The sequence below is a fragment of the Streptomyces sp. NPDC020845 genome, assembly GCF_044334165.1.
In the GTDB taxonomy this organism is placed as follows: Bacteria; Actinomycetota; Actinomycetes; order Streptomycetales; family Streptomycetaceae; genus Streptomyces.
This window is the reverse complement of the sequence record NZ_JBIRSJ010000003.1, coordinates 115,752-138,140: the sequence shown is the minus strand read 5'-3', so window position 1 is coordinate 138,140 and position 22,389 is coordinate 115,752. Positions and strand designations below refer to the sequence as shown.

Annotated in this window: 18 protein-coding genes; 4 read left to right on the top strand and 14 right to left on the bottom strand. The window is 72.2% G+C overall.

What is annotated here, in order from left to right; translation table 11 throughout:
• Nucleotides 1-6: 6 nt before the first annotated feature.
• The 10 genes from ACH4U7_RS07880 to ACH4U7_RS07835 all read right to left on the bottom strand — a co-directional run bounded on the left by ACH4U7_RS07880 (nt 7) and on the right by ACH4U7_RS07835 (nt 15,896).
• Nucleotides 7-825 (bottom strand): TrmH family RNA methyltransferase, encoded by an 819-nt coding sequence (locus ACH4U7_RS07880; protein ID WP_398527123.1) that lies wholly within the window; start codon nt 823-825, stop codon nt 7-9.
• Nucleotides 826-878: 53 nt separating this feature from the next.
• Nucleotides 879-2,099 carry a uroporphyrinogen-III C-methyltransferase gene (gene cobA / locus ACH4U7_RS07875; RefSeq protein WP_398527122.1) on the bottom strand — a complete coding sequence of 407 codons (1,221 nt, stop codon included), beginning with the start codon at nt 2,097-2,099 and terminating at the stop codon, nt 879-881.
• Nucleotides 2,100-2,321: 222 nt separating this feature from the next.
• Entirely contained in the window at nt 2,322-6,353 is a 4,032-nt protein-coding gene (gene cobT / locus ACH4U7_RS07870) for a nicotinate-nucleotide--dimethylbenzimidazole phosphoribosyltransferase (protein ID WP_398527500.1), read from the bottom strand.
• 2,247 nt (nt 6,354-8,600) lie between these two features.
• Nucleotides 8,601-9,854, bottom strand: a complete 1,254-nt coding sequence (gene cbiE / locus ACH4U7_RS07865) for a precorrin-6y C5,15-methyltransferase (decarboxylating) subunit CbiE (RefSeq protein ID WP_398527121.1) — start codon at nt 9,852-9,854, stop codon at nt 8,601-8,603.
• Nucleotides 9,855-10,348: 494 nt separating this feature from the next.
• Nucleotides 10,349-10,999 carry a GNAT family N-acetyltransferase gene (locus ACH4U7_RS07860; RefSeq protein WP_398527120.1) on the bottom strand — a complete coding sequence of 217 codons (651 nt, stop codon included), beginning with the start codon at nt 10,997-10,999 and terminating at the stop codon, nt 10,349-10,351.
• Between the two features lie 160 nt (nt 11,000-11,159).
• The gene (locus tag ACH4U7_RS07855) at nt 11,160-11,981 is read right to left on the bottom strand and encodes a MetQ/NlpA family ABC transporter substrate-binding protein (RefSeq protein ID WP_398527119.1); all 822 of its coding nucleotides are present in this window, start codon (nt 11,979-11,981) and stop codon (nt 11,160-11,162) included.
• Between the two features lie 40 nt (nt 11,982-12,021).
• Entirely contained in the window at nt 12,022-12,843 is an 822-nt protein-coding gene (locus ACH4U7_RS07850; protein WP_398527118.1) for a MetQ/NlpA family ABC transporter substrate-binding protein, read from the bottom strand.
• 130 nt (nt 12,844-12,973) lie between these two features.
• Nucleotides 12,974-13,732 carry a methionine ABC transporter permease gene (locus ACH4U7_RS07845; protein ID WP_398527117.1) on the bottom strand — a complete coding sequence of 253 codons (759 nt, stop codon included), beginning with the start codon at nt 13,730-13,732 and terminating at the stop codon, nt 12,974-12,976.
• Entirely contained in the window at nt 13,729-14,832 is a 1,104-nt protein-coding gene (locus tag ACH4U7_RS07840) for a methionine ABC transporter ATP-binding protein (RefSeq protein ID WP_398527116.1), read from the bottom strand. The genes ACH4U7_RS07845 and ACH4U7_RS07840 overlap by 4 nt, the downstream gene beginning before the upstream one ends.
• A gap of 413 nt (nt 14,833-15,245) precedes the next feature.
• Nucleotides 15,246-15,896, bottom strand: coding sequence for an HAD-IA family hydrolase (locus tag ACH4U7_RS07835; RefSeq protein ID WP_398527115.1), 651 nt, complete (start codon nt 15,894-15,896; stop codon nt 15,246-15,248).
• A 220-nt stretch (nt 15,897-16,116) separates the two neighbouring features.
• Between ACH4U7_RS07835 and ACH4U7_RS07830 the strand changes: the two genes are divergently transcribed.
• Entirely contained in the window at nt 16,117-16,485 is a 369-nt protein-coding gene (locus tag ACH4U7_RS07830) for a hypothetical protein (protein WP_089510438.1), read from the top strand.
• Nucleotides 16,478-16,948, top strand: coding sequence for a hypothetical protein (locus ACH4U7_RS07825; protein ID WP_398527114.1), 471 nt, complete (start codon nt 16,478-16,480; stop codon nt 16,946-16,948). Before ACH4U7_RS07830 ends, ACH4U7_RS07825 begins: the two co-directional genes overlap by 8 nt.
• A gap of 36 nt (nt 16,949-16,984) precedes the next feature.
• On the opposite strand, the gene ACH4U7_RS07820 is transcribed toward ACH4U7_RS07825, so the two are convergent.
• The 3 genes from ACH4U7_RS07820 to ACH4U7_RS07810 form a co-directional block, all read right to left on the bottom strand.
• Nucleotides 16,985-17,488 carry a GNAT family N-acetyltransferase gene (locus tag ACH4U7_RS07820; protein ID WP_089510440.1) on the bottom strand — a complete coding sequence of 168 codons (504 nt, stop codon included), beginning with the start codon at nt 17,486-17,488 and terminating at the stop codon, nt 16,985-16,987.
• Between the two features lie 120 nt (nt 17,489-17,608).
• Complete coding sequence (locus ACH4U7_RS07815; protein ID WP_398527113.1) at nt 17,609-18,157, bottom strand: sigma-70 family RNA polymerase sigma factor; 549 nt, start codon at nt 18,155-18,157, stop codon at nt 17,609-17,611.
• 186 nt (nt 18,158-18,343) lie between these two features.
• Nucleotides 18,344-19,495 (bottom strand): glycerophosphodiester phosphodiesterase, encoded by a 1,152-nt coding sequence (locus ACH4U7_RS07810; protein ID WP_358703769.1) that lies wholly within the window; start codon nt 19,493-19,495, stop codon nt 18,344-18,346.
• A 276-nt stretch (nt 19,496-19,771) separates the two neighbouring features.
• Here ACH4U7_RS07810 and ACH4U7_RS07805 point away from each other — a divergent pair, with 276 nt between their 5' ends.
• Complete coding sequence (locus ACH4U7_RS07805) at nt 19,772-20,443, top strand: lysophospholipid acyltransferase family protein (protein WP_089510443.1); 672 nt, start codon at nt 19,772-19,774, stop codon at nt 20,441-20,443.
• 54 nt (nt 20,444-20,497) lie between these two features.
• Here the strand turns inward: ACH4U7_RS07805 and ACH4U7_RS07800 are convergent, their stop codons facing one another.
• The gene (locus ACH4U7_RS07800; protein WP_398527112.1) at nt 20,498-21,328 is read right to left on the bottom strand and encodes a class I SAM-dependent DNA methyltransferase; all 831 of its coding nucleotides are present in this window, start codon (nt 21,326-21,328) and stop codon (nt 20,498-20,500) included.
• 148 nt (nt 21,329-21,476) lie between these two features.
• On the opposite strand from ACH4U7_RS07800, the gene ACH4U7_RS07795 reads away from it, so the two are divergent.
• Nucleotides 21,477-22,289, top strand: coding sequence for an alpha/beta fold hydrolase (locus tag ACH4U7_RS07795; protein ID WP_398527111.1), 813 nt, complete (start codon nt 21,477-21,479; stop codon nt 22,287-22,289).
• The last annotated feature ends 100 nt before the right edge of the window (nt 22,290-22,389 follow it).

The following is a 22,389-nucleotide window of genomic DNA, read 5'->3' as shown; positions in this document are numbered from 1 at the left end:
GGCCGGTCAGTCCTGCGGACGACCCGCCGTGACCGCGTAGAAGGCGACCGCCGCCGCCGCGCCGACGTTGAGGGAGTCGACGCCGTGCGCCATAGGGATGCGCACCCACTCATCCGCGGCCATAAGGGCCTGCACGGAGAGCCCGTCGCCCTCCGCGCCCAGCATCAGCGCGACGCGCTCGATGCGGTGGGGGGCGGCGTCGTCGATGGAGGTGGCCTTTTCGTCGGGCGTCAGAGCGAGGATCTTGAAGCCGGTGTGCCGGACCGCTTCCAGACCGCGCGGCCAGGTCTCCAGGCGCGCGTACGGGACGGAGAAGACGGCGCCCATGGAGACCTTGACGGAGCGGCGGTACAGCGGGTCGGCGCAGTCCGGTGAGAGCAGCACCGCGTCCATGCCGAGCGCCGCGGCGCTGCGGAAGATCGCGCCTATGTTGGTGTGGTCGTTGACGGACTCCATGATCGCCACGCGCCGGGCGCCCTCCAGCAGCTGCTCCGCCTCGGGCAGCGGCTTGCGCTGCATGGAGGCGAGGGCGCCCCGGTGGACGTGGTAGCCGGTCACGCGTTCGGCAAGGTCCGGGCTGACCGCGTAGACCGGCGCCGGGACGTCCTCGATGACGTCCCGCATGACGTCGACCCACTTCGCCGACAGCAGCATGGAACGCATCTCGTAACCGGCCTGTCTGGCCCGCCGGATGACCTTCTCGCCCTCGGCGATGAACAGGCCCTCGGCGGGCTCGCGCCTGCGCCGCAGCTCCACATCGGTCAGACCCGTGTAGTCACGCAGCCGCGGGTCGTCGGGGTCATCGACGGTGATGAGATCAGCCACAGGGTGATACTGCCTTGTCCTGGAGGTCGTGCCAATGACGCCGACGCGATGCGTTACCGATGGTTACCCGAGGCGAGGCCGGTGACCTCGCCGATCACCACGACCGCGGGCGGCCGTACACCCTCGGCCGCGACCCGTTCCGCCACCGTGGCCAGGGTCGCGTCGACGCGCCGCTGGGTCGCGGTCGTGCCTTCCTGGACGACGGCGACGGGGGTGTTCGCGTCCCGGCCGTGCTCGATGAGCGTGGCGGAGATGGGGCCTATCTTCTCGACGGCCATGAGGAGGACGAGCGTGCCGCGCAGCTTCGCCAGCGCCGCCCAGTCCACCAGCGAGCTCGGGTCATCGGGTGCGACATGCCCGCTGACCACCGTGAACTCATGAGCCACACCCCGGTGGGTCACCGGGATCCCGGCCACGGCCGGCACACTGATCGCGCTGGTGACGCCCGGTACGACGGTGCAGGGGATGCCCGCCTCGGCGAGTGCGTGGGCCTCCTCCATGCCGCGCCCGAAGACAAAGGGGTCGCCGCCCTTGAGCCGGACCACCGACTTGCCCGCCTTCGCGTGCTCGATCAGCGCGTTGTTGATCGCCTCCTGGGCCATGAAGCGGCCGTACGGGATCTTCGCCGCGTCGATCACCTCGACGTGGGGCGGCAGCTCGTCGAGCAGATCGCGGGGGCCCAGGCGGTCGGCCACGACCACGTCCGCCTCGGCGAGCAGCCGACGGCCGCGCACCGTGATCAGATCCGGGTCGCCGGGGCCACCGCCGACCAGCGCGACATGCGGCCCGCGGGCGCGGTGGCGAGGCGCGGCGAGCGTGCCGTCGCGCAGCCCCTCGACGACGGCGTCCCGCACGGCGGCGGAGCGGCGCGGGTCACGGCCGGTGAGCACGGCGACGGTGACGCCCTCGCTGCGCCCGGTGGCCGGGGTCCAGGCGGTGGACGCCTCGGCGTCGTCGCTGCGTACGCACCACACCCGGCGCGCCTCGGCCTCCGCGGACGCGACGGCGTTGGCCTGGGGGTCGTCGGTGGTGATCAGGGCGTACCAGGCGCCCTCGAAGTCGCCGTCCCGGTACTTGCGGCGCTCCCAGCGCACCTCGCCGGCCTCGGCCATCGCCTCGACGGACGCCGTGGCGGACGGCGAGATCAGCACGATGTCCGCGCCCGCCGCGATCAGCGCCGGCAGCCGGCGCTGGGCGACCTGGCCGGCCCCGAGGACGACGACCCGACGCCCGGACAGGCGCAGTCCCACGGGGTATGCAAAGTTCTCGGACATGGCGATGCGGCTCTCCTCGTGCGAATGCGCTGCCGCTGCGGCGCTGGAGCGGCTGATCGCTGATCGGGCTGATCTGGCTGATCGGCTGATCTGGCTGAACGGTGCTGATCGGTGCTGATCGGTGATCGGGGTGATCGGCACCGATGGGGTTGATCGGTCCTGATCGGGCTGGTCGGCTGTGGGATGTGCCCCCGCGCACACCTTACGTGGCGGGGGCGGACGTCAGCCCTTCTCCGTGACTCCGGCGGAATCGAAGGTCGCCACCTCGTGCATGGCCCGGGCGGCGCTCTGCACCACGGGCAGCGCCAGCAGCGCGCCTGTCCCCTCCCCCAGACGCAGATCAAGATCGACCAGCGGCCGCAGCCCAAGCTTGTTCAGCGCGGCCACATGTCCGGGCTCGGCGCTGCGGTGCCCGGCGATGCAGGCGGCCAGCACCTCAGGCGCGATGGCCCGGGCGACCAGCGCCGCCGCGCCCGCGCTCACCCCGTCCAGGATGACGGGGGTACGCAGGGACGCGCCGCCCAGCAGCAGTCCGGCCATCGCGGCGTGCTCCAGGCCGCCGAACGCGGAGAGGACGCCGATGGGGTCGGCCGGATCGGGCTGGTGCAGCTCCAGACCGCGCCGTACGACATCGACCTTGCGGGCGTGCATCTCGTCGTTGATGCCGGTACCGCGCCCGGTGACCTCGGCCGGGTCGGCGTCGGTGTAGACGGAGATCAGGGCCGCCGACACGGTGGTGTTGGCGATGCCCATCTCACCCGTGAGCAGCGCCTTGTTCCCGGCGGCCACCAGGTCACGGGCCGTCTCGATACCCACCTCGATGGCGCGCAGCACCTCCTCGCGGCTCAGCGCGGGGCCGACGGTGAAGTCGCCGGTCCCCGCCCGCACCTTGCGCGGCAGCAGCCCCGGCGTGTTGGGCAGCTCACTCGCCACGCCCACGTCCACGACGCACACCTCGGCGCCGACCTGGCTCGCGAAGGCGTTGCAGACCGCCCCGCCGCCCAGGAAGTTGGCCACCATCTGGCCGGTGACCTCCTGCGGCCAGGCGGTGACCCCCTGCGCGTGCACCCCGTGGTCGCCCGCGAAGATCGCGACAGCGGCGGGCTCGGGAATGGGTGGCGGGCACTTCCGCGACAGTCCGCTCAACTGCGCCGAGATGATCTCCAACATGCCCAGCGCGCCCGACGGCTTCGTCATACGCTTCTGCCGCTCCCACGCCTCGCCGAGCGCCTTCGCGTCCAGCGGACGGATGCCGCGCAGGGTCTCCTGCAGCAGATTCGCCGGGTCCTCGCCGGGCAGCGCGCGCCGCCCGTACGTCTCCTCATGCACAACCCACGACAGTGGGCGGCGCTTGGACCACCCCGTCTTCACCAACTCCGGCTCCTCGGGGAACTCGTCGACATACCCCACGCACAGATACGCCACGACCTCCAGATGCTCGGGCAACCCGAGCGCGCGCACCATCTCGCGCTCGTCGAAGAAACTGACCCAGCCGACGCCAAGCCCCTCGGCCCGCGCGGCGAGCCACAGGTTCTCCACGGCGAGCGCGGAGGAGTACGGCGCCATCTGCGGCTGCGTGTGCCGGCCCAGGGTGTGACGGCCGCCGCGGGTCGGGTCGGCGGTCACGACGATGTTGACCGGAGTCTCGAGGATCGCCTCGACCTTGAGCTGCTTGAACTGCTTGGCCCGTCCCTTCGGGAGCGACTTGGCGTACGCATCGCGCTGGCGCGTGGCCAGGTCGTGCATGGTGCGCCGGGTCTCCTCCGAGCGGATGACCACGAAGTCCCACGGCTGCGACTGCCCGACGCTGGGCGCGGTGTGCGCGGCCTCGAGAACGCGCAGCAGCACCTCGTGCGGGATGGGGTCGGAGCGGAAGCCGTTACGGATGTCGCGCCGGTCGCGGATGACCCGGTGCACGGCGGCCCGCTCGGCGTCGGCGTAGCCCTCGGCGGGGAGTGTTGTGGGGGGTTCGGCTTCGGGCTCGGCGGTTTCGGGGGCGGGCTCGGCGGTTTCGGGGGCGGGTGCGGCAGAGTCTTGTTCGGTCGCGGCCGTGTCGGCGGATGCGGGCGGGCCTGCGGGTGCGGCTGCTGCGGGCGCGGCGGTGCCCTCAGCGGCTGGCGCGGCGGCCCCATCCGCTTGTCCGGCGGGCGCGTCGTCGGTGCCGCCCTCGGTGGCGGACGCGTTGGCCGCAGGCTCCTCACCGGCAGTCGGCGCGCCGCCCGATCCGTCGGCCGAGGTCTCAGCGGACACCTCGGCGGCTGCTTGGGCAGCGGGATCCGTGGCCTCGGCAGGGGCCGCCTCCTGAGACGCGGCGTCGGCAGCCTGCGCATCGGCCGCATCAGCTGCGGCAGGCGCGTCCGGCGTTGCGGCAGCGGGGGCAGCGTCGGTCGTCGCGTCGGCGGCAGCGGCATGGCCTGCACCGGACTGGGCGCCCGGTGCGGCAACAGACTCGTCACCCGCAGGGGCGGCGGCATCCCCGTCGGCAGCAGCCGTAGGCGATGCGCCGGACGCGGCGGCAGTTGACGGGGCGGCGGCAGCGTCGCCGCCCGGCGCCTCCCCTTCGGTCGCAGCCTGAGCGGCGCTGGAGCCTGCCGCTACAGCAGCAGGCGTGGCAGCGGCAGGGTCACCACCGGGCGCTGCCCCCTCGGCCGCAGTCGGCGCGGCGCCAGGGTCCCCGCCGGCTTCGTTGCCAGCCGACACAGCGGCGGGCGCGGCAGCGACAGCGTCACCACCGGGCACGTCTCCCTCGGCCTCAGCCGCAGCCGACGCAGCGGCAGCAGCATCGGCGCCAGGCGCGTCTGCTTCGGCCGCAGCCGGACCGGCGCTCGAGCCAGCCGCCGCAGCGGGCGTAGCAGCGGCAGCGTCACCACCGGGCGCTGCCCCCTCGGCCGCAGTCGGCGCGGCGCCAGAGTCCCCGCCGGCTTCGTTGCCAGCCGACACAGCGGCAGGCGCAGCAGCGTCGCCGCCCGGCGCGTCCGCTTCGGCCGCAGCCGGAGCAGCAGCAGCGTCCCCATCGGGCGCGGTGGCAGCCGCAGGCACATCAGCTGCAGGCGCAGCGATCACGTCCTGGGGCGCATCCCCAGCCGCACCGGCGGCGTCGCCGGGCGTAGCGGCAGACTCGGTGCCGGCTGCTTCGCCATCCGACGCGGTAGCAGCAGACTCGGTGCCGGAAGGGGCGCCCGCAGGCGCGGCAGCAGCCGCACCACCGCCCGGCACTTCGGCCGCGGCGGCTGACTCGCCCCCGCCCGCCTCAGTCGGGCCATCTGCCGACGCCGTAGCGGCAGGCGCACCAGCCGCAGGCGCGGCTGTGGCGGCGCTGCCGCCCTCTGCGTCAGCCGCAGGCAAGACAGTCGCGTCGCCAGCCGGCACGTCCCCCTCGGCCGTAGCCGCAGCAGGTTGACCACCCGGTGCGTCCTGTCCGGGCGCAGCCACAGGCGCATCAGCCGTCGGCGCGACGATCGTGCCCTCCTCAGCCGACACGTCGGCAACTGCGCCGTTGGCGGCGTCCCCGTTGGGCGCGGCGGCCGACTCGGCGACAGCGTCGCCGGCCGACGCGGTAGCAGCAGACTCCGCGCCGGAAGCGGCGCCCGCAGGCGCGGCAGCAGCCGCACCACCGCCCGGCACTTCGGCCGCGGCGGCTGACTCGTCCCCGCCCGCCTCGGTCGGATCAACTACCGGCTCCGTGGCCGCAGGCGCACCAGCCGTCGGCGCGGCCGAGGCACCGCCGCCCTGCGCGTCTCCAGCCGTCGCGGTACTCGCGGCGTCGCCACCCGGCGCGCCCCCTTCGGCCGCAGCCGCAGCAGCGTCCCCATCGGGCGCAGCGGCAGACTGGGTGTCGGCTGCGTCGCCGTCCGACCCGGTAGGGGCAGAGCCCGCACCGGAAGCGGCGCCCGCAGGCGCGGCAGCAGCCGCACCACCGCCCGGCACTTCGGCCGCAGGCGACGCAGTCGCGTCCCCAACAGGCACAGCACCGGACGCGGCAGCCGCAGGCCCATCAGCCGTCGGCGGGGCGGTCGCGGCTTCCGCAGAAGCATCGCCACCAGCAGCATGCGAAGCAGCAGTTCCTTCACCCGGCACGGCAGAAGCCGCAGCCGCGTCAGTCGTTGGCGCGGCAGTCGCGCCATCCCCAACCGGCGCGTCAGCAACCGCGCCCTCGGCGACAGCCGAGGCGTCGACGGCTGCACCAGCCGCAGGTGCGGCAGGCGCGTCCTCGGCCCCGGCTGCTCCCGCTGAGGCATCAGCCGGCGCGGGGATGGCCGCGCTCCCCTCTGTCGGGTCGCTCACTGCGCCGTCCGCCGCAGCCACCGGTTCGGAGGGCGCTCCCCGGCCCTGCGGTCGCTGACCCTGCTGGCCCTGGCCCCGTGCGGCGCGGCGTCGCGAGGCCCGTCCTTGCGGGGCCTGCGCCGGAGGGGCGTCCTGCACGGCGGCCTGGTCGGCGACGGGCTCGGCCGGAGCCTCGCTCGCCGTGGCCGCGCCTTGTGCGGCGGTCCGGCCCCGGGCCGCGCGGCGGCGTGCGGCGCGGCCCTGCGGGGCCTGCGCCGCGGGGGCCTCCGGCGTGGCGGCGGCCGAACCCGCCTCAGTCGCCTCCGCCACCTCCTGAGGCTGCTCGGGCTGCCCCTGCGCGGGGTCGTCGGACGAGGGGGCCTCAGCGACTATGGCGTGGCCCGGGGCCACGGGTACGGGCTGCGGCGCGGGCTCGGCCGGGGTCGCGGTGCCGTCCGACTGGGCCGGGATGGTGATGGCCGGGGTCGGCTGCCCCGACGGCTGCGCGGACGGCTCCGCCTGCGGGTGGTTCTGGGCCGGGATATCCGCCACGGGCCCCGCGAAGCCCTCCGCCGGGGCGTTCCCCGGTTCTTGCTGCGGTGGGACGGAGTCCGGGTGGACGACCTGCGCGGGGATGCCGACGGCCGGGTCCACGCCCTGGAATTCGGCCTCCGCGGGGATGGCCTCGGCGACGTCGGCCTGCTCCGCCGCGGGCTCGGCGAACTGCTGCGGCTCGTGCGGGCCCTGTGCCTGGGGCTCTTCGGCAGCGTCGGCCACGTCCTCCGCCAGAGGCGCCGCCTGCGGGGGCTGGGCGCCCCAGGGGCTGCCGGGCTGCGGACCGGGGAGCGGTCCGGCGTCCTCACCAGGCTGGTCGATGTATTGGGGTCCGGCGGCAAGCGGCTCGGTCTGGTGGACGGGCGCGACATGAGCGGGGACAGGGGCTGGGGCACCGGCTCCAGCCGGGCCCCGGTCGGCGAGAGAACGCACGACGCCGTTGGTCGGTTCGGGCATCGGCGGGCCCATGTGCAGCGGGCGCCGCGGTGGGGTGGGGGCGGGCTGGGCGAGCGGCCTGGGCGACGGCGCACCGGTCTGAGCAGGGGTCGGACGGGCAGATGCGGCCTGGGCGGCGGGCATGGGCTGCCCCTGCGCAGGGTGGTCCTGCGCGGGCTGAACAGGCGTGGGCTCGGCCTCCGTGGGCTGAGCGGACATCGCCTGGGGTTGGGGCTCGGGCGGCCTTACCTCCCCGTGCTCGGCCTGTCCCGCGTCCTCGTACTGGGCCTGTCCCGCCTCTGCGAACTCGGCCTCCGGTCCGGCGTTCCCGTACTCGGCAGGTCCCGAGTCTCCGTACGCAGCCTGTCCCGGGTTTCCGAACTCAGCCTGTCCCGGGTTTCCGAACTCGGCCTGTCCCGGGTTCTCGTACTCGGCCTGTCCCGGGTTCCCGTACTCGCCCGGCGCCGCGTCCACATACTCGGCCGGTCCCGCGTCGTAGCCCCCGCCCGGAACCTGGTCATAGGCTCCGCCGGGCCCCTGGTCGTAGGGCCCGCCCTGCCCCTGGTCATAGGGCTCGGCCTGTCCCTGATCGTAGGGGCCGTAGCCCTGGGCCGGCACCGCGTCGTAGCCCGCCGGGCCCATCTCGTAGGCCCCGGTCTCGTATCCGCCGGGCAGGTGGGTCATGGGCTGCTGGTACGGGGCCTGCGGGGGGTGGTACTGCGGCTGGTGCTCGCTCCACGCGCCCTGAGCGCCGGGCATGAGGAGCAGGTCGTCCTCTTCGCCGCCGGCGTCGTGCGTGTCGAGGAAGGTGTACGCGGACTGCGGCTGCTCGATGAAGCCGGCGTCGGCAGGGGGGGTGTGGACATCCGTGGGATGCGGCTGCCCGAGTCGTCCGCCCGCGTTCTCCGGCAGTCCCTCGCCCGGGACCTGGCCGGTGTCGGTCATGCGTACCCCTCGCCCATCGCTAGTGCTCCTTCCAACCGCCTACCGCCTAGAGCAAGCCTCAGAGGCAAGAACGAGCGCACGCGGTGCGCGGCACGTAGCACGCCCGAGGCATTGCCTACCGCGGCCCGTCAAGAGGGGGACGCATTCCGGCCATTGGCCGATAAAGCGCCGAACGCCGGGCAGCGGCACAGGCAGTACAACGATCCGCCAGCCTACCTCGGGCGCCGCTCGGCAACGCTCATCGGGGCGAGGGTCACAGGGGCATATCCGGGTGGTAGCCAGGGGCGGCGCCAGAGGGCGAAATCACAGGTGCGGGCGGTGACCGCACACCAGGAAGGCCACCGCACGCTCGCGTTCCGCCCACACTCTGGTGTCCAGTTCCACCGACTGCAGGAGGGCGCATTCGACCGCGTAGCCGCCGTCCTCCAGCACCCGGCAGACGGCTTCCGCCTCGTCGCGTGTCGCGGCATGTGTGACGATCCGCTCGGGGCGACGGTCGGCGCACGCGGCGACGACTGCGGGGCCGCCGCCGCCGACCCGCACCACGTCCGGCTCGGGCAGGTCTTCGAGGACCTGGGGCGCGGTGCCGTGGACGACCTGGAGCTGTACGCCGAAGCGGCGGGCGAGGGCGGCGGCGCGCTCGCAGGCGTCCCGGTCGCGGTCCACGGCGATGACGGCGGCGCCGAACCCGGCCGTCTCGACCGCCGCCGCGCCGCTGCCCACGCCGATGTCCCAGACCAGGTCGCCGACGCGCGGGCCGAGTCGGGCCAGTTGGGTGGCGCGCAGCTGAGGGGACTCGCTCTCGCCGAGGACGGTCGCGTACGCGGCGGCCGGCAGTGCCCAGCCGCGTACGGCGCCCGGGTAGCCCGGGTCGCGCCCGGCGAGCCACCCTCCGCCCTGCAGTACGCCGCGCGCGGCGCCCGGGGCCGGAGCGCTGCGCACCGCGGACGCGCCGGAGCCGCCGATGACGATGACGACGTTGGGGTCGCGCCAGGTGTGGTCGACGGCCTTGTCGGAAGTCAGTACGGTCACCCGCTCGTGCCGGGTACCCAGGGCCTCGCAGATGACGAAGGTGCGGTGCACCGGGCCGAGCAGCAGTGCGAGTTCGGCGGGGCCGGCGCCGGGCGAGGTGAGCACGGCGACCTTGGGGTGGGCGCGGCAGACGTTGACGGCGCGGCGCAGGTCGCGGCTGTGGGCGACGACCACCTGGGCGTCGTCCCACGGCATCCCCGCCCGGGCGAAGGCGGCTGCGACGGAGGAGACCGCGGGGACGACCTCGACCTCCAGACCGTGCTCGGGCGCGCGCAGGGCGCGTACGACGCCGAAGTAGCCGGGGTCGCCGTCGGCCAGGACCACGGCGGAGCCGCGGTGCTGGGCGATACGGCGGGCGGCGAGGTCCACGCTGCCGAGCCTGATCCGCTCCGCGCCCGGCGGGACTTCGGGCAGCGCCAGGTGATGGGCGGCGCCGGCCACGAGTGTGGCCGCGCCGAGAGCGGAGCGGGCCACGTCCGTGAGCGGGGAGCCGTCCCAACCGATCACCGTGACGCGGTCGGCCATCGTCGTGTGTCTCCCAGGGTGTCGCGGGCGGGCGGCTGGCGGGCGGCCGCGGAGGTGGTCGGCGCCGGTGCGCTCGCCGCCGCGCGGGGGCGCGCGGAGCTCGGGCGAGATGCTTGGGCGCGGTGCTCGGGCCTGGAGAGATTATCCCGCCTGGTCCGGACCTCCGGACGCAGGGCGCATGCGCCCGGGGGCGCGGGGCCCTGGCGGGAGGCTCGGGGCGTGAGTTCAGGGCGCGTTGAGGCGAGGGCGCGCCGGGGGCGGGAGTGCGCCGACGGCGGGAGTGCGCCCGGGGCGAGGCGCGCCGAGGGCGGGGCGCGCTACCGGTGAGGCACGCCACGGGCCGGGCGCGCCGCGCCGAGAGGCCGAGGGCGCACCAAGGCCGGGCCGTGTGGCCGAGGCACGCCACCGGTGAGGCACGCCACCGGTCGGGCCACCGGTCGGGCCACCGGTCGGGCCACCGGTCGGGCCAGGGGCAGGGCGCGCGCCGAGGGTGGTCAGTTCCAGTCGGAGTACGTGGGGTACGCGCTGAAGCCGTCCGTGTCCTCCATCGGGCCGCCGTGCACGCCCTGGAGGTCTTCTGGCAGCAGGCTCCAGACGATGACGTCGGTGCGCACCTCGATCCAGCCGCCGCCCTCCGTCTGCGTGCGCGCTATCCAGGCGTTGCGCAGGACGCCCTCGCTGATGCAGCCGATCTTCTGGGCGACCTGCTGCGAGGCCGTGTTGTCCGCGGCGGTGCGCAGCTCCAGCCGTTCGAACTTCTGGTCCTGGAAGAGCCAGCGGGCGACGGCCAGCGTGGATTCCGAGGCGTAGCCCTCGCCGCGCGCCCAGGGGGCGGTGACATAGGCGACCTCGGTGGCCAGTACGCGCCAGTCGGTGTTGCTCAGATGCACGATGCCCACGAGGCGCTGGGTGAGGAATTCGGCGACGGCGAAGACGATGCCGCGGCCCGAGGTGCGTTCGGCGGGCGCGGTGCGCAGCGCCCACTCGTGCGCGTCGCGGGTGGTGTAGGGGTGGGGCACCGAGGTCCAGGCGGTGACGAGTTCGTCGTTCATCATCTCCGTGAGCGCGGGCACGTCCGCTTCCTCGAACGGGCGCAGCACCAGCCGTTCCGTACTGATGGAGATGTCCGGGAAGGTGGATGTCATGCGCCGCTCCATAACCGGGGTCCGGGGTCCTGGGGTCCAAGGTTTCGGGAAGAGCCCAGCATGCAGCATCGCCTGAGAGAAATGCAGCACGGGGTGGCCAAGCGGAAGGCTCCGTATCCGTTTGTGACGTTCGGATACGGAGCCATCGCCAGTGCGCGGGCTAACCGCCGGTGACCGGCAGCACCGACCCCTTGTACTTCTCTTGGATGAATTTCCGCACTTCGGGCGAGGTGAGGAGCTTGGCCAGTTTCTTCACCCGCGGGTCGTCCTCATTGCCCTTCTTCGCGGCGAGAACGTTGGCGTATTCGTTTCCCTTCACCGACTCCAGCAGCACCGAGTCCTTCGCCGGATCGAGTCCGGCGTCGAGCGCGTAATTGCTGTTGATGACGGCCAGGTCCACATCGTCGAGAGAACGCGGCAGCTGGGCCGGCTCCAGCTCCTTGAAGGTGAGCTTCTTCGGGTTGGCGGTGATATCGGCGGGGCTCGCGGTGACTCCCGCGTCCTTCTTCAGCTCGATCAGCCCCTTGGCGGCGAGCAGTTTGAGGGCGCGTCCCTCGTTGGTGGTCTCGTTGGGCACCGCGACGGTCGCCCCGGTCTTGAGGGCGGAGATGTCCTTGATGTGCTTGGAGTAGGCGCCCATGGGTGGCAGATAGATATCCGCCACGGACACCAGGTCGGTGCCCTTCGTCTTGTTGAAGTTCTCCAGGAATGGGACGTTCTGGTACAGGTTGGCGTCCAGTGAGCCTTCCTGGAGGGCGGTGTTCGGCAGAACGTAGTCGGTGAACTCCTTGACCTCGAGCTTGAGGCCTTCCTTCTCCGCCAGGTTCTTCTTGATGTAGTCCAGCACCTCGCCCGCCGGGACGGCGGTGGCCCCGACGACGAGCGTGTCGTCGTCGTCCGAGCCGCCGCCGGAGCCCGCGCCGCACGCGGTCAGCCCGAGGGCGAGTGCGGCGGCGGCGAGAGGGACCGCGATCTTGCGCATGATGTGGTTTCCTCCGGGGTCACACAGTCCGGGTCCGCGGTCAGAACGAGGCGATGACGGAGCCGTCGTACTTGTCCTTGATGAACTTCTTCACCTCGGGGGAGGTGAGGAGCTTCGCGAGCTTCTTGACGCGCGGGTCGTCCTCGTCGCCCTTCTTCACGGCGAGGAAATTGCCGTACGGGTTGTTCTTGGGCGACTCCAGGACGAGGGCGTCCTTGGCGGGCTTGAGGTCGGCCTCGATGGCGTAGTTGCCGTTGATGACCGCGGCGTCCACATCGTCCAGGGCGCGCGGCAGCTGCGGGGCTTCCAGTTCCTTGAACTTCAGGCCCTTGGGGTTGTCGGCGATGTCCTTCGGGGTGGCCTCGTTGCCGACGCCGCTCTTGAGCTTGATGACGCCGTTGGCGTCCAGGAGCTTGAGGGCGCGGGCCTCGTTGACGGTGTCGTTGGGGATTGCCACGGTCGCGCCGCTCTTGAGGTCGTCGGCCTTCTTCACCTTGTGCGAGTACAGGCCGAGCGGCTCCAGGTGCACCGTGACGACGGGCACGATGTGGGTGCCCTTCTTCTTGTTGAAGTCGTCGAGGAACGGCTGGTTCTGGAAGTAGTTGGCGTCCACCGACCCGTCTTCGGTCGCCGTGTTCGGCGTGTTGTAGTCGGTGAACTCCTTGACCTCGAGCTTGAGGCCCGCCTTTTCGGCCAAGTGGTCCTTGATGTAGTTCAGGATCTCGGCGTGCGGGACGGGGCTCGCGGCGACGACGAGCGCGCCGTTCTTGTCGGAGCCCTTGTCCGCGCCGCAGGCGGCCAGACCCAGGGTGAGGGCGCCGGCGGTGAGGGCGATGGCGAGGGCCTTTGTGGTGTTACGCACGAAAAGTGCCTTTCTTTTTGGGCATACGAGGCCACTGCGGGTGCCAGGGCGCTCTGCGCGGAGGGGAGTTACGAGGGGTTGGACTGGAAGTTCGGCAGGACGGAGAAGGGGCCGGAGAAGGGGCCGGGGCTCAGGGCGCCTCGGATGCCTCGGCGACCTTGGCCACCGAGCCGGGCTCCTCGGCCCGCTTCGTGGCGCGCACCGGCCGCAGCCGCGAGGTGGCCGAGGAGCGGCCGCGGTGCGACAGGGCACGGGCGGCGAAGTCACCGGCGAACTGGATGATGGAGATCACCACCGCCAGGATCGCCACGGTGATCCACATCAGCTCGGTCTCGAAGCGCTGGTAGCCGTACCGGATGGCGAGGTCGCCCAGGCCGCCGGCGCCGACCGTGCCGGCCATCGCCGAGTAGCCGATGAGCGCGACGATCGTGGTGGTGGCGCTGGAGATCAGCGAGGGCAGCGCCTCGGGCAGCAGGACCTTGCGTACGACGGTCCAGGTGGAGCCGCCCATCGACTGCACCGCCTCGACGAGCCCGCCGTCCACCTCGCGCACCGCGGTCTCCACCAGCCGGGCGAAGAAGGGGATGGCGCCGATCGCCAGCGGCACGATCGCGGCCTCGGGGCCGATCGAGGTGCCCACGATCCAGCGGGTGAAGGAGATCAGCGCGACCATGAGGATGATGAACGGCATGGAGCGGCCGATGTTCACGATCTGGCCGACGACCTTGTTCACCACGACGTTCTGCAGCACCCCGCCGCGGTCGGTGAGCACCAGCAGCACCCCGAGGGGCAGTCCGCCGACGACCGCGATCAGGGCCGACCACCCGACCATGTAGAGCGTGTCCCAACATGCCTGCTCCAGCAGGGGCTGCATCTCGGACCAGGTCACTTGGCACCTTCCTTGGTCAGCTTGGCCAGCTCGGCCTGCCTGCCGTCATTCGCCTCGCCATTCGCCCCGTCATTCGCCCTGCGGAGCGCCGCCTCGGCGCCGCTGGCCACCTCGATCTGCAGCCCCTGTTCGCGCAGGAACCCGATCGGCACGACGTTCTCCTCGAACGGGCCGGGCAGTTCGATCCGCATCCGGCCGACCTGCCGGCCGCCGACGGTGTCCATGGCGGCGCCGAGGATCGAGATGTCGATGTTGTAGGTACGCGCCAGCTGGGAAATGACCGGCTTGGTCGCGGCCTCACCGTGAAACGTGACGTCCACCACGGTCCGGTCGGTGCCCGGCAGCTCCCCGCCGACCGGGAAGAGCTCCCGTGCCAGTTCGGAGCCGGGCGTGGCGAGCAGATCGGCGACCGCGCCGGACTCCGCGATCCGCCCGTCGCGCATCAGCGCCGCCGAGTCGCAGATGGACTTGACGACGTCCATCTCGTGGGTGATCAGCAGCACGGTCAGCCCGAGTTGCCGGTTCAGATCGCGCAGCAGTTGGAGGATCGAGCGGGTGGTCTCCGGGTCGAGGGCGGAGGTCGCCTCGTCCGACAGCAGCACCTTGGGGTCGCCGGCCAGCGCCCGGGCGATGCCGACGCGCTGCTTCTGGCCACCGGACAGCTGCGCCGGGTACGCCTTGGCCTTGTCGGCGAGGCCGACCAGGTCCAGCAGCTCCTGGGCCTTACGGGTGCGCTGCTTGCCGGATACCCCGAGGATCTCCAGCGGCAGCTCGACATTGTCCCGGACGGTGCGCGACGAAAGCAGGTTGAAGTGCTGGAAGACCATCCCGATCCCGGTACGGGCCTTGCGCAGCGCCGAACCGGCCCGCGGTCCGCGCCCGGCGAGCGCCGTGAGGTCCTGGCCGGCCACGGTGACCGTGCCCGAGGTGGGGCGCTCCAGGAGGTTCACACAGCGGATGAGGGTGGACTTGCCGGCGCCGCTCTGTCCGACGACGCCGTACACCTCGCCCTCGCGGACATGGAGGTCGACGCCGTCGAGGGCGGTGACCTCGCGGCCTCGTGAGCGGTAGACCTTGGTCAGGCCTGTCGTGGTGATCACAGGGGTTTCCGTCACTGTTGAGTGCACGGCGGATGGTGCCGCCGGGCACGGTTCGTTCATTGCGGAACGCGGCGTGGAGCGCCCCGGGCGCACGCGAGCGCAAGCGCGGACGCGACTTCGGGGTTCCGGTGACGCGGGGCGGCGCGGTCCGGCACGGATGGGGCCGGACGCGGCTCAGCTCAGCGGGTCTCGCTTCGGGGCGCGAGGCTCAGGCAGGGGCCCTCAGCGGTCACACATTCGACACATACAGCGAGCACCGGGCGTCTGGATCGCCTCGGTCGCGGTGGCGCGGCTGCTCGTCGTGGTCATGGGCGTAAGTAAAGCAGACACATGTACGGGCCCATCAAACTTGTCCGAATAGCGGACTTGTCAGATCAGTCCGTGGACGGTAGGCGGAGCGGTAGGAGGTCGGCTCACTCGCCCGCCGTGATCTCCAGCCCGCCCTCGATGACCTTGACGGACACGGCCGACAGGTCCTTGACGACGACGTCGGCGACCAGCTGTCCCCGGTCGGCCGTTGTGGTCAACGCCACGGTCCGCATCCCGGCCGCACGGCCCGCCGCGAGCCCGGCCGGGGCGTCCTCGAACACCACACAACGGGCCGGGTCGAAGCCGAGCTTGTCGGCGGCCAGCAGGAAGGGCTCGGGGTCCGGCTTGCCGCGCGTGATGTCGTCCGCGCTGATCAGCAGCGCCGGGGAGATCCCGACCGCGGCGAGACGAGCCTCGGCCAGCTCGCAGTTGGCGGAGGTCACCACGGCCCAGCGGTCCACGGGAAGCCGCCCCAGCAGCTCGACCGTGCCGGGCAGCGCCACCACCCCGCCGCCCGCCACATCCGCCAGCTCCAGCTCGTCGATGCGGGCGCGGGCCTCGGGTACGCGGTGTGCGGGGAGCAGATCGCCGATGATGTCGGAGGCGGGGCGGCCGTGCAGCTCGACCCGCTCGAAGTCCTCCGCCGGGATTCCGTACTCCCGCGCCCAGCGGCTCCAACAACGGTGGACCGACTCCAGGGACGAGATCAGGGTTCCGTCGTTGTCGAACAGCAGAGCGTCAGCGGAGATCTTCATATCGCCTCAGCGTACGGGGCCGCGGCCTCTTATCGTTCGCTTCTCCGCCCGCGCGGCGCAGAGGTGCGGCTATCGCGGTCGTCTGCGGCCCGGCAGCCGCGCGTGCGCCGCTCGCATGGGCCGGAAACACAGCGCCCTCCCCGGCCGATTACCCTCGTCCCATGCTTGCCACCCCGCTTGCCACCCCTTGTGTGCGCCGCCGCACCGCGCGGAGGTCCCGTTGATCGACGCGCTGACGGTCGCGCTCGGTGTGACCGCCCTCGCACTCGCCGCGTGGTGCGGATTCGCCACCTACCGCGACCAGCCCACCAAGGACTGGCACTTCATCGGCATGGCCGTGGTGACCCTGCTGGGCCTGGTCCAGCTGGTCATAGGGATCGTCCTGCTGGCGCGCGGGCAGCGGCCCGACGAGAGTGTGGCGATCTTCGTGGCGTATCTGGTCGGCTCGGGTCTCGCCGTGCCGATCGCGGCGTTCATGTCGCTGGCGGAGCGGACCCGGTGGGGATCGGCGACGGTGGCCGCGGCCGCTGTGGTGCTGGCCGTACTCGAGGTACGGCTGTACGACATCTGGGGAGGCACCGGTGCCTGAGTCAGCGCCCGAATCCAGCACGGCCGACGAAGCCGAGCAGCCGGACCAGGCCAATCAGTCGAGTCGGGCCCGCCCGGGCGGACTCGGCCAGGGGCCGGGTCGGCTGCTGGTGCTGCTGTACGGGGTGTTCACCGTCGCGGCCGCGTCCCGCTCGATCTATCAGCTGGCCGCGCAGTACCACGAGGCCCCGCTCGCGTACATCCTCTCCGCGGTCTCGGCGGTCGTGTACGCGTTCATCACCGTCTCGCTCGTACGCGGCGGGGAGGGGGCGCGCAAGGCGGCGTTCGTCTGCTGCGCCGCCGAGCTGCTGGGCGTGCTGACCATCGGCACCTGGACGCTCGCGGACCCCTCCGCCTTCCCCGACCAGACGGTGTGGTCGGACTACGGGATGGGCTATCTCTTCATCCCGATCTTCCTGCCGGTCACCGGTCTCATCTGGCTGCGCAAGGCCCGCCAGGACTGATCCCGGCGGGCCTCAAACGCTGTCTCAAACGCTGTCTCAGGCGCTGGCCGCGTACGCCGAGGGCGTGGCCTCCTTCTCCAGGGTGACCAGGCTCAGCCGGCGGTTGACCTCTTCGGTGCCCACCTGCGCATAGCCGTAACGCCGGTACAGCCGCAGATTGCCCTCGCTGCGGTGGCCGGTGAACAGCCGGTACCGCTTGGCGTCCCGCTCCTCGGTCAGCCGCTCCTCGATCGCCGCGAGCAGCCGCCCGCCCAGGCCGTGCCGCTGCATCCGCGGGTGCACGATGAGCTTGCCGATGGCGGCGGTGCCCTTGTCGTCGACCGTGCCGCGGACCGACCCGACGACCTCCGCGCCGAGCCGGGCCACGAGCACACAGCCCTTGCCCAGTTCGGCACGGAGGTCGTCGAGGGACTGGGTCAGCGGCTCGATCGAGTAGTCCCCGTAGAGCTCGGCTTCCCGCTGGTAGCACAAGTACTGCAACTTGAGGATCTGCTCGGCGTCGTCCGCGGTCGCCGCAGAGATGGTCACGCTCATGCCCATGTGCGCATGCCTCCCCTTGTATCGGTCCGCCGGCCGCGCTGAGGGTAGGGATGCGACCGGGGTGCTGGCCTGACTGGAGCCGTCGTGAGGATGCACGTCCGCCTCCGAGGCGCCGATTGTCTAACGCTCCTTTCCCCAGAGTTCAGGAGCCGCAATCTCCGCCGTGAGCATTCTGCGCAGGCAACCCAGACATCGGGAACGTACCGGGCCCAGGCTGCCCTGTGACATTCCCAACTCCCCCGCGATCTCGCGGTATGTCAGGTCGGCGCGGGACAGCAGCGCGCCCAGTAATAGGGGACAGCGGCCGGGCAGCCGGCGCACCGCCGCGCGCAGCGCACGGCTCGTCTCCGCCCGGAGCACGGCGTGCTCGGCGGGCTCGGCATACTCGGCGTGCTCGGCGGGCCGGGAGTCGGGGCCGCAGGGCGGGCCGTCGCCCACCGGGTCGTACGGCACCTCCCGCCGGGCCCGCCGCCTGGCCCCGCGCACCTCGGCCCGGACCGCGCCGCGCAGCCAGGCCGCGGGCTGGGGCGGCGGCCCGTCCGCGCGGGTGCGCTCCAGCAGCCGCAGCCACACCGCCTGTTCGAGCTCGGTCGGTTCGATGCCCGCGCCGTAGGCCTCGGCCGCCGCCTCGGCGGCGAGCAGCGGGCGGAGTTTTTCCAGAAGATCCATACCCGGCGGGACGTGGACGGGTCGGGACCGGTTGCCGGTGTGCCGGTCTCTCACCCGAGGGGGTGGCCACGCGAACGCGAGTTGACGGCGCGGACGGGAGTCACCGGCCCAGGCGGATGGAAACGCCGCGGCGCGCGGTGGTGTCCCCCTGTACGGGCAGGGCACCGCCGCGCGCCGGGCCGGTGCTCACCGGCTCTTGCGGAAGTCCTCCGCCGCGAGCAGCGCGGTGTCCGGGTTGTCGGAGAAGATGCCGTCGATGCCCGTCTCGAAGTACTTCTTGAAGGCGCCGAAGGCGTCCCCGTACGCGTTGGGGTCGGTGCCGCGCCGGAAGTCGGCGGGAAGGAAGGTGTTCTCGTTGCGCATGGTGTAGGGGTGCAGCACGAGACCGGCCGCGTGCGCGTCCTTGACCACGCTCGTCGGGGTGCCCAGCTTGCCGTCGGCGGTGCGCGGGATGATCACGGACAGGTCGGGGCCGATGCCCTGGGCATAGCTCGCGATCCACTTCAGGCCCTCGGGCTTGACCAGGTCCGCGACCGTGCGCGGGTCGTTCGCCTCGATGAAGTCCCAGGGGCGGCTGTTGATGGTGGACAGCAGCACGACCGCCGGGGTGTCGACCAGCTTGCGCAGCCGCTGGATGCTGCTCGGCTCGAAGGACTGCAGGAACAGCGCCGCGTCCTTCTTGTGGCGGCCGTATCTGCGCAGCAGCTTGGCCAGCGGCTCTTCCAGGCCGAGCCCCAGCTTGCGGAAGTAGGTGGGGTGCTTGGTCTCGACGTACAGCCAGATCCGGCGGCCCCGCTTACGGCCCTCCCGCTCGGCCCACTGCAGCACCTCCTCGAAGGTGGGCACCTCCCAGCGGCCGTCGTAGAGCGTGTTGCGCTGGCGGTTGCCGGGGATGCGTTCCTTGGCGCGCAGGGTCTTCAGCTCGGCGAGCGTGAAGTCCTCGGTGAACCAGCCGGTCAGCGCGGTGCCGTCGACGGTCTTTGTGGTCTTGCGGTCGGCGAACTCCGGATGCGCGGAGACGTCCGTGGTGGCCGTGATGTCGTTCTCGTGGCGGCAGACGAGATGGCCGTCCTTGGTGGGGACCAGGTCCTGCTCGATGATGTCGGCGCCCATGTCGAGCGCGAGCTGGTACGAGCCCAAGGTGTGCTCGGGCCGGTATCCGCTGGCCCCGCGGTGCCCGATGACGGTGGGCACCGGCAGACCGTGGCCCTTCCCGGACGCCTCCCCGGACGCCTCTGCCGCCGTGGCCGTACCCGCCCCGCCCAGCGCCATCGCCCCCGCGCCGAGGGCCGCGGCCCCCAGGATGGCGCGACGTCCAGGCTTCTGCTCCCGCTCCATGACACTCCTCGCTGTGGAGTCGTTACCTGCCAAAACCTGATCAAAAGACGGCCCGATCGTAGGGTGGAGCGGCTTTCCTACGGGAGACGTTGGGCAGAACGCGTGGGAAACGTGGGTCAACAGTGCGTATCAGGTGGGTGAACCCGGTGTGCGCGGGGGCTTGACCGGCGAGTATCGTCTCATCGGCGCAAGTGTGCGGTATCGGGTTGACTCACCCTGAGTAACCGACCTCCCGCACACGGGCGCCTCAGCTCATGACCCCGACCGGAGGGCCCGTTGTCCCGATTTGCGTTCCTGAAGGCAGTGCTCGGTCCGCTGATGCGCCTGATGTTCCGCCCGCAGGTCGAGGGGGCGGAGCGGATCCCGGGCTCCGGCCCGGTCATCCTCGCGGGGAACCATCTCACCTTCATCGACTCGATGATCCTGCCGCTGGTCTGCGACCGTCAGGTCGTCTTCATCGGCAAGGACGAGTACGTCACGGGCAAGGGCCTCAAGGGCCGGCTGATGGCCTGGTTCTTCACCGGCGTCGGCATGATCCCGGTGGACCGGGACGGCGGGCACGGCGGCGTGGCCGCGCTGATGACCGGCCGCCGGGTGCTGGAGGAGGGCCGGATCTTCGGCATCTACCCCGAGGGCACCCGCTCCCCCGACGGCCGCCTCTACCGCGGCCGCACCGGTATTGCCCGGCTCACCCTGATGACGGGCGCCCCCGTGGTGCCGTTCGCGATGATCGGCACGGACCGGCTCCAGCCGGGCGGCAAGGGGCTGCCGCGGCCGGGCCGGGTGACGGTCCGCTTCGGCGAGCCGCTGGAGTTCACGCGCTACGAGGGCATGGACCGCGACCGCTTTGTGCTGCGGGCGGTGACGGATGAGGTCATGAGCGAGGTCATGCGGCTGTCCGGCCAGGAGTACGTGGACATGTACGCCACGAAGGCGAAGGCCGCCTGACGGCTCGTCCTTCTTCGTTCTTCTTCGCACGCGACGAGGCCGCCTGACGATCGCTCAGGCGGCCTCGTCACTGTATGCGTCGCCGTGTGTGACGCGGATCTTCGACTGCCGGTGGGGCAGTTCCTCCCAGTCGTCCATGAAGCGCGCGACGAGCCCATGGCCCGCGGCGAGCCGCACCAGAGTGGCCGTGCGGTAGTAGAAGTCCTCGCGCAGCACATGGTGCTCGGACCCCTCGGTGCGGTTGAAGGTGAAGTCGAAGTATCCGCCCGGGGCGAGCACCCGCCCGACATGCGCCAGGCACTCGTCGATGACCTCCCGGGGCGAGTGGGAGAAGACGCTGTGCGCATGCACCACGGTGAAGTGCGCCTCGGGCAGCGCCGCCAGGCGCAGATCGCGCACCAGGCTCAGCACGGGCAGCTTGGCCTGGAGGCCACGGCCCGCCACGACCTCCTGGGCCGCGAGGAGAATGTCCGGCGATATGTCGATACCGTGGTAGTGACCCGCGTCGAGATAGTCGATAAAACGCCACCCGGCACGCAGATTGCCGCATCCGATGTCCAGCAGCCGGTCGTCGGGCCGCAGGCCGTGCCGCAGGAGATAGTCGTACTGCATCTCCCCCAGGGCGAGCCACCGCTCATGCGAAGCGCTGCCCACCGCCGCCTCGGGGTTCCGGGCGGTGTCGTCCCGCATCACCGCCCGGTAGTAGGCGATGTGATCGCGGGTGGAGACGCGCAGCCGCAGATCCCGGGCGAGCCGCCGCATATAGCGTGGCACCCGTTGGGGATGTCGTACGGCGTACCGGACCTTGTGCAGGGCGCTCGCGCGATTCTTGGTGCCGGGCTCCGCGGTGCTCGCGGCCGAGGCGGTGCGTATGGGTACGGGCATTCGGGACCTCGCCTGACGGCAGGGGTTATGTCCTGGTCAGCCCCATCGTCTCCGCCCCCGTACGCTCTCGCCAGCCGCGTGTGGCGTACGGGCCCCGCCCGCGAAATCCGGTGGTCGCCCCGGTCGGCGCGGCGCTAGCGTGCGGCGGATGATCACTCCCGTTCCCGGCTTCCTCCCCCTGCGCGGGCGCCGCGTCGCCTGTCTGGACTTCGGCGGACCGGGCGCCCCGGTGCTCGCCCTCCACGGCCACTTCGGCCGCGGCCGGCTGTACGCGCCGCTGGCCGCGGCCCTCACCCCCGGCCACCGGGTGATCGCCCCCGATCTGCGGGGGCACGGGCTGACCGGGGGCGGCGGGCCGTTCTCCCTCGACGAGTACGTGGCCGACGCCGCCGCCCTGCTGCGCGCCCTGCGCCTGGGCCCGGTCCCGGTCGTCGCCCACTCCACGGGCGGGGTGATCGCGTACGCCCTCGCCGCCCGCCACCCGGAGTTGGTGAGCGCGCTCGTCATCGAGGACATCGGCGCCGTAACCGACCGCCCGGTGGTCGACCACCCCGTCCTCGACGTCTCCGACTGGCCCACGCGCGCCGCGGACCGGGAGGCGCTGCGCCGCGAGATCGAGTCGCACGGGATCCCCGACGCCACGTACTTCCTGGACAGCGCGGAACCGGATCCCGGGGGCGGCGGCTGGCGGCTGCTGTTCTCGCCGCGCGAGCTGATGGAGTCGCAGCGGGCCATGTGCGGCGACTTCTGGGCTCACTGGCTCGGCTCCGACTGCCCCGCGCTGCTGCTCCGCGGCGAACACAGCCCCATGCTCCCGGCCGCCCACGCCCACGCCCACGAGATGACTGCCCGTCGAGCGGGCACGGCGCTAAGGAAGTTCGCGGGGTGCGGCCACTGGATCCACGACGACGCGCCGGAGGCGTACGCGGGGGCGGTGCGGGAGTTCCTGACGGGGCGGTAGGGGCTACGGCGGCTGCCACGCTGCGGCGCGGCGCGAGCCCTGGCGGGGGCGGGGCTCGCCCTTCCCTCGCGGGGGAGCCGCAAGGGAAAGGGGAGGGAAG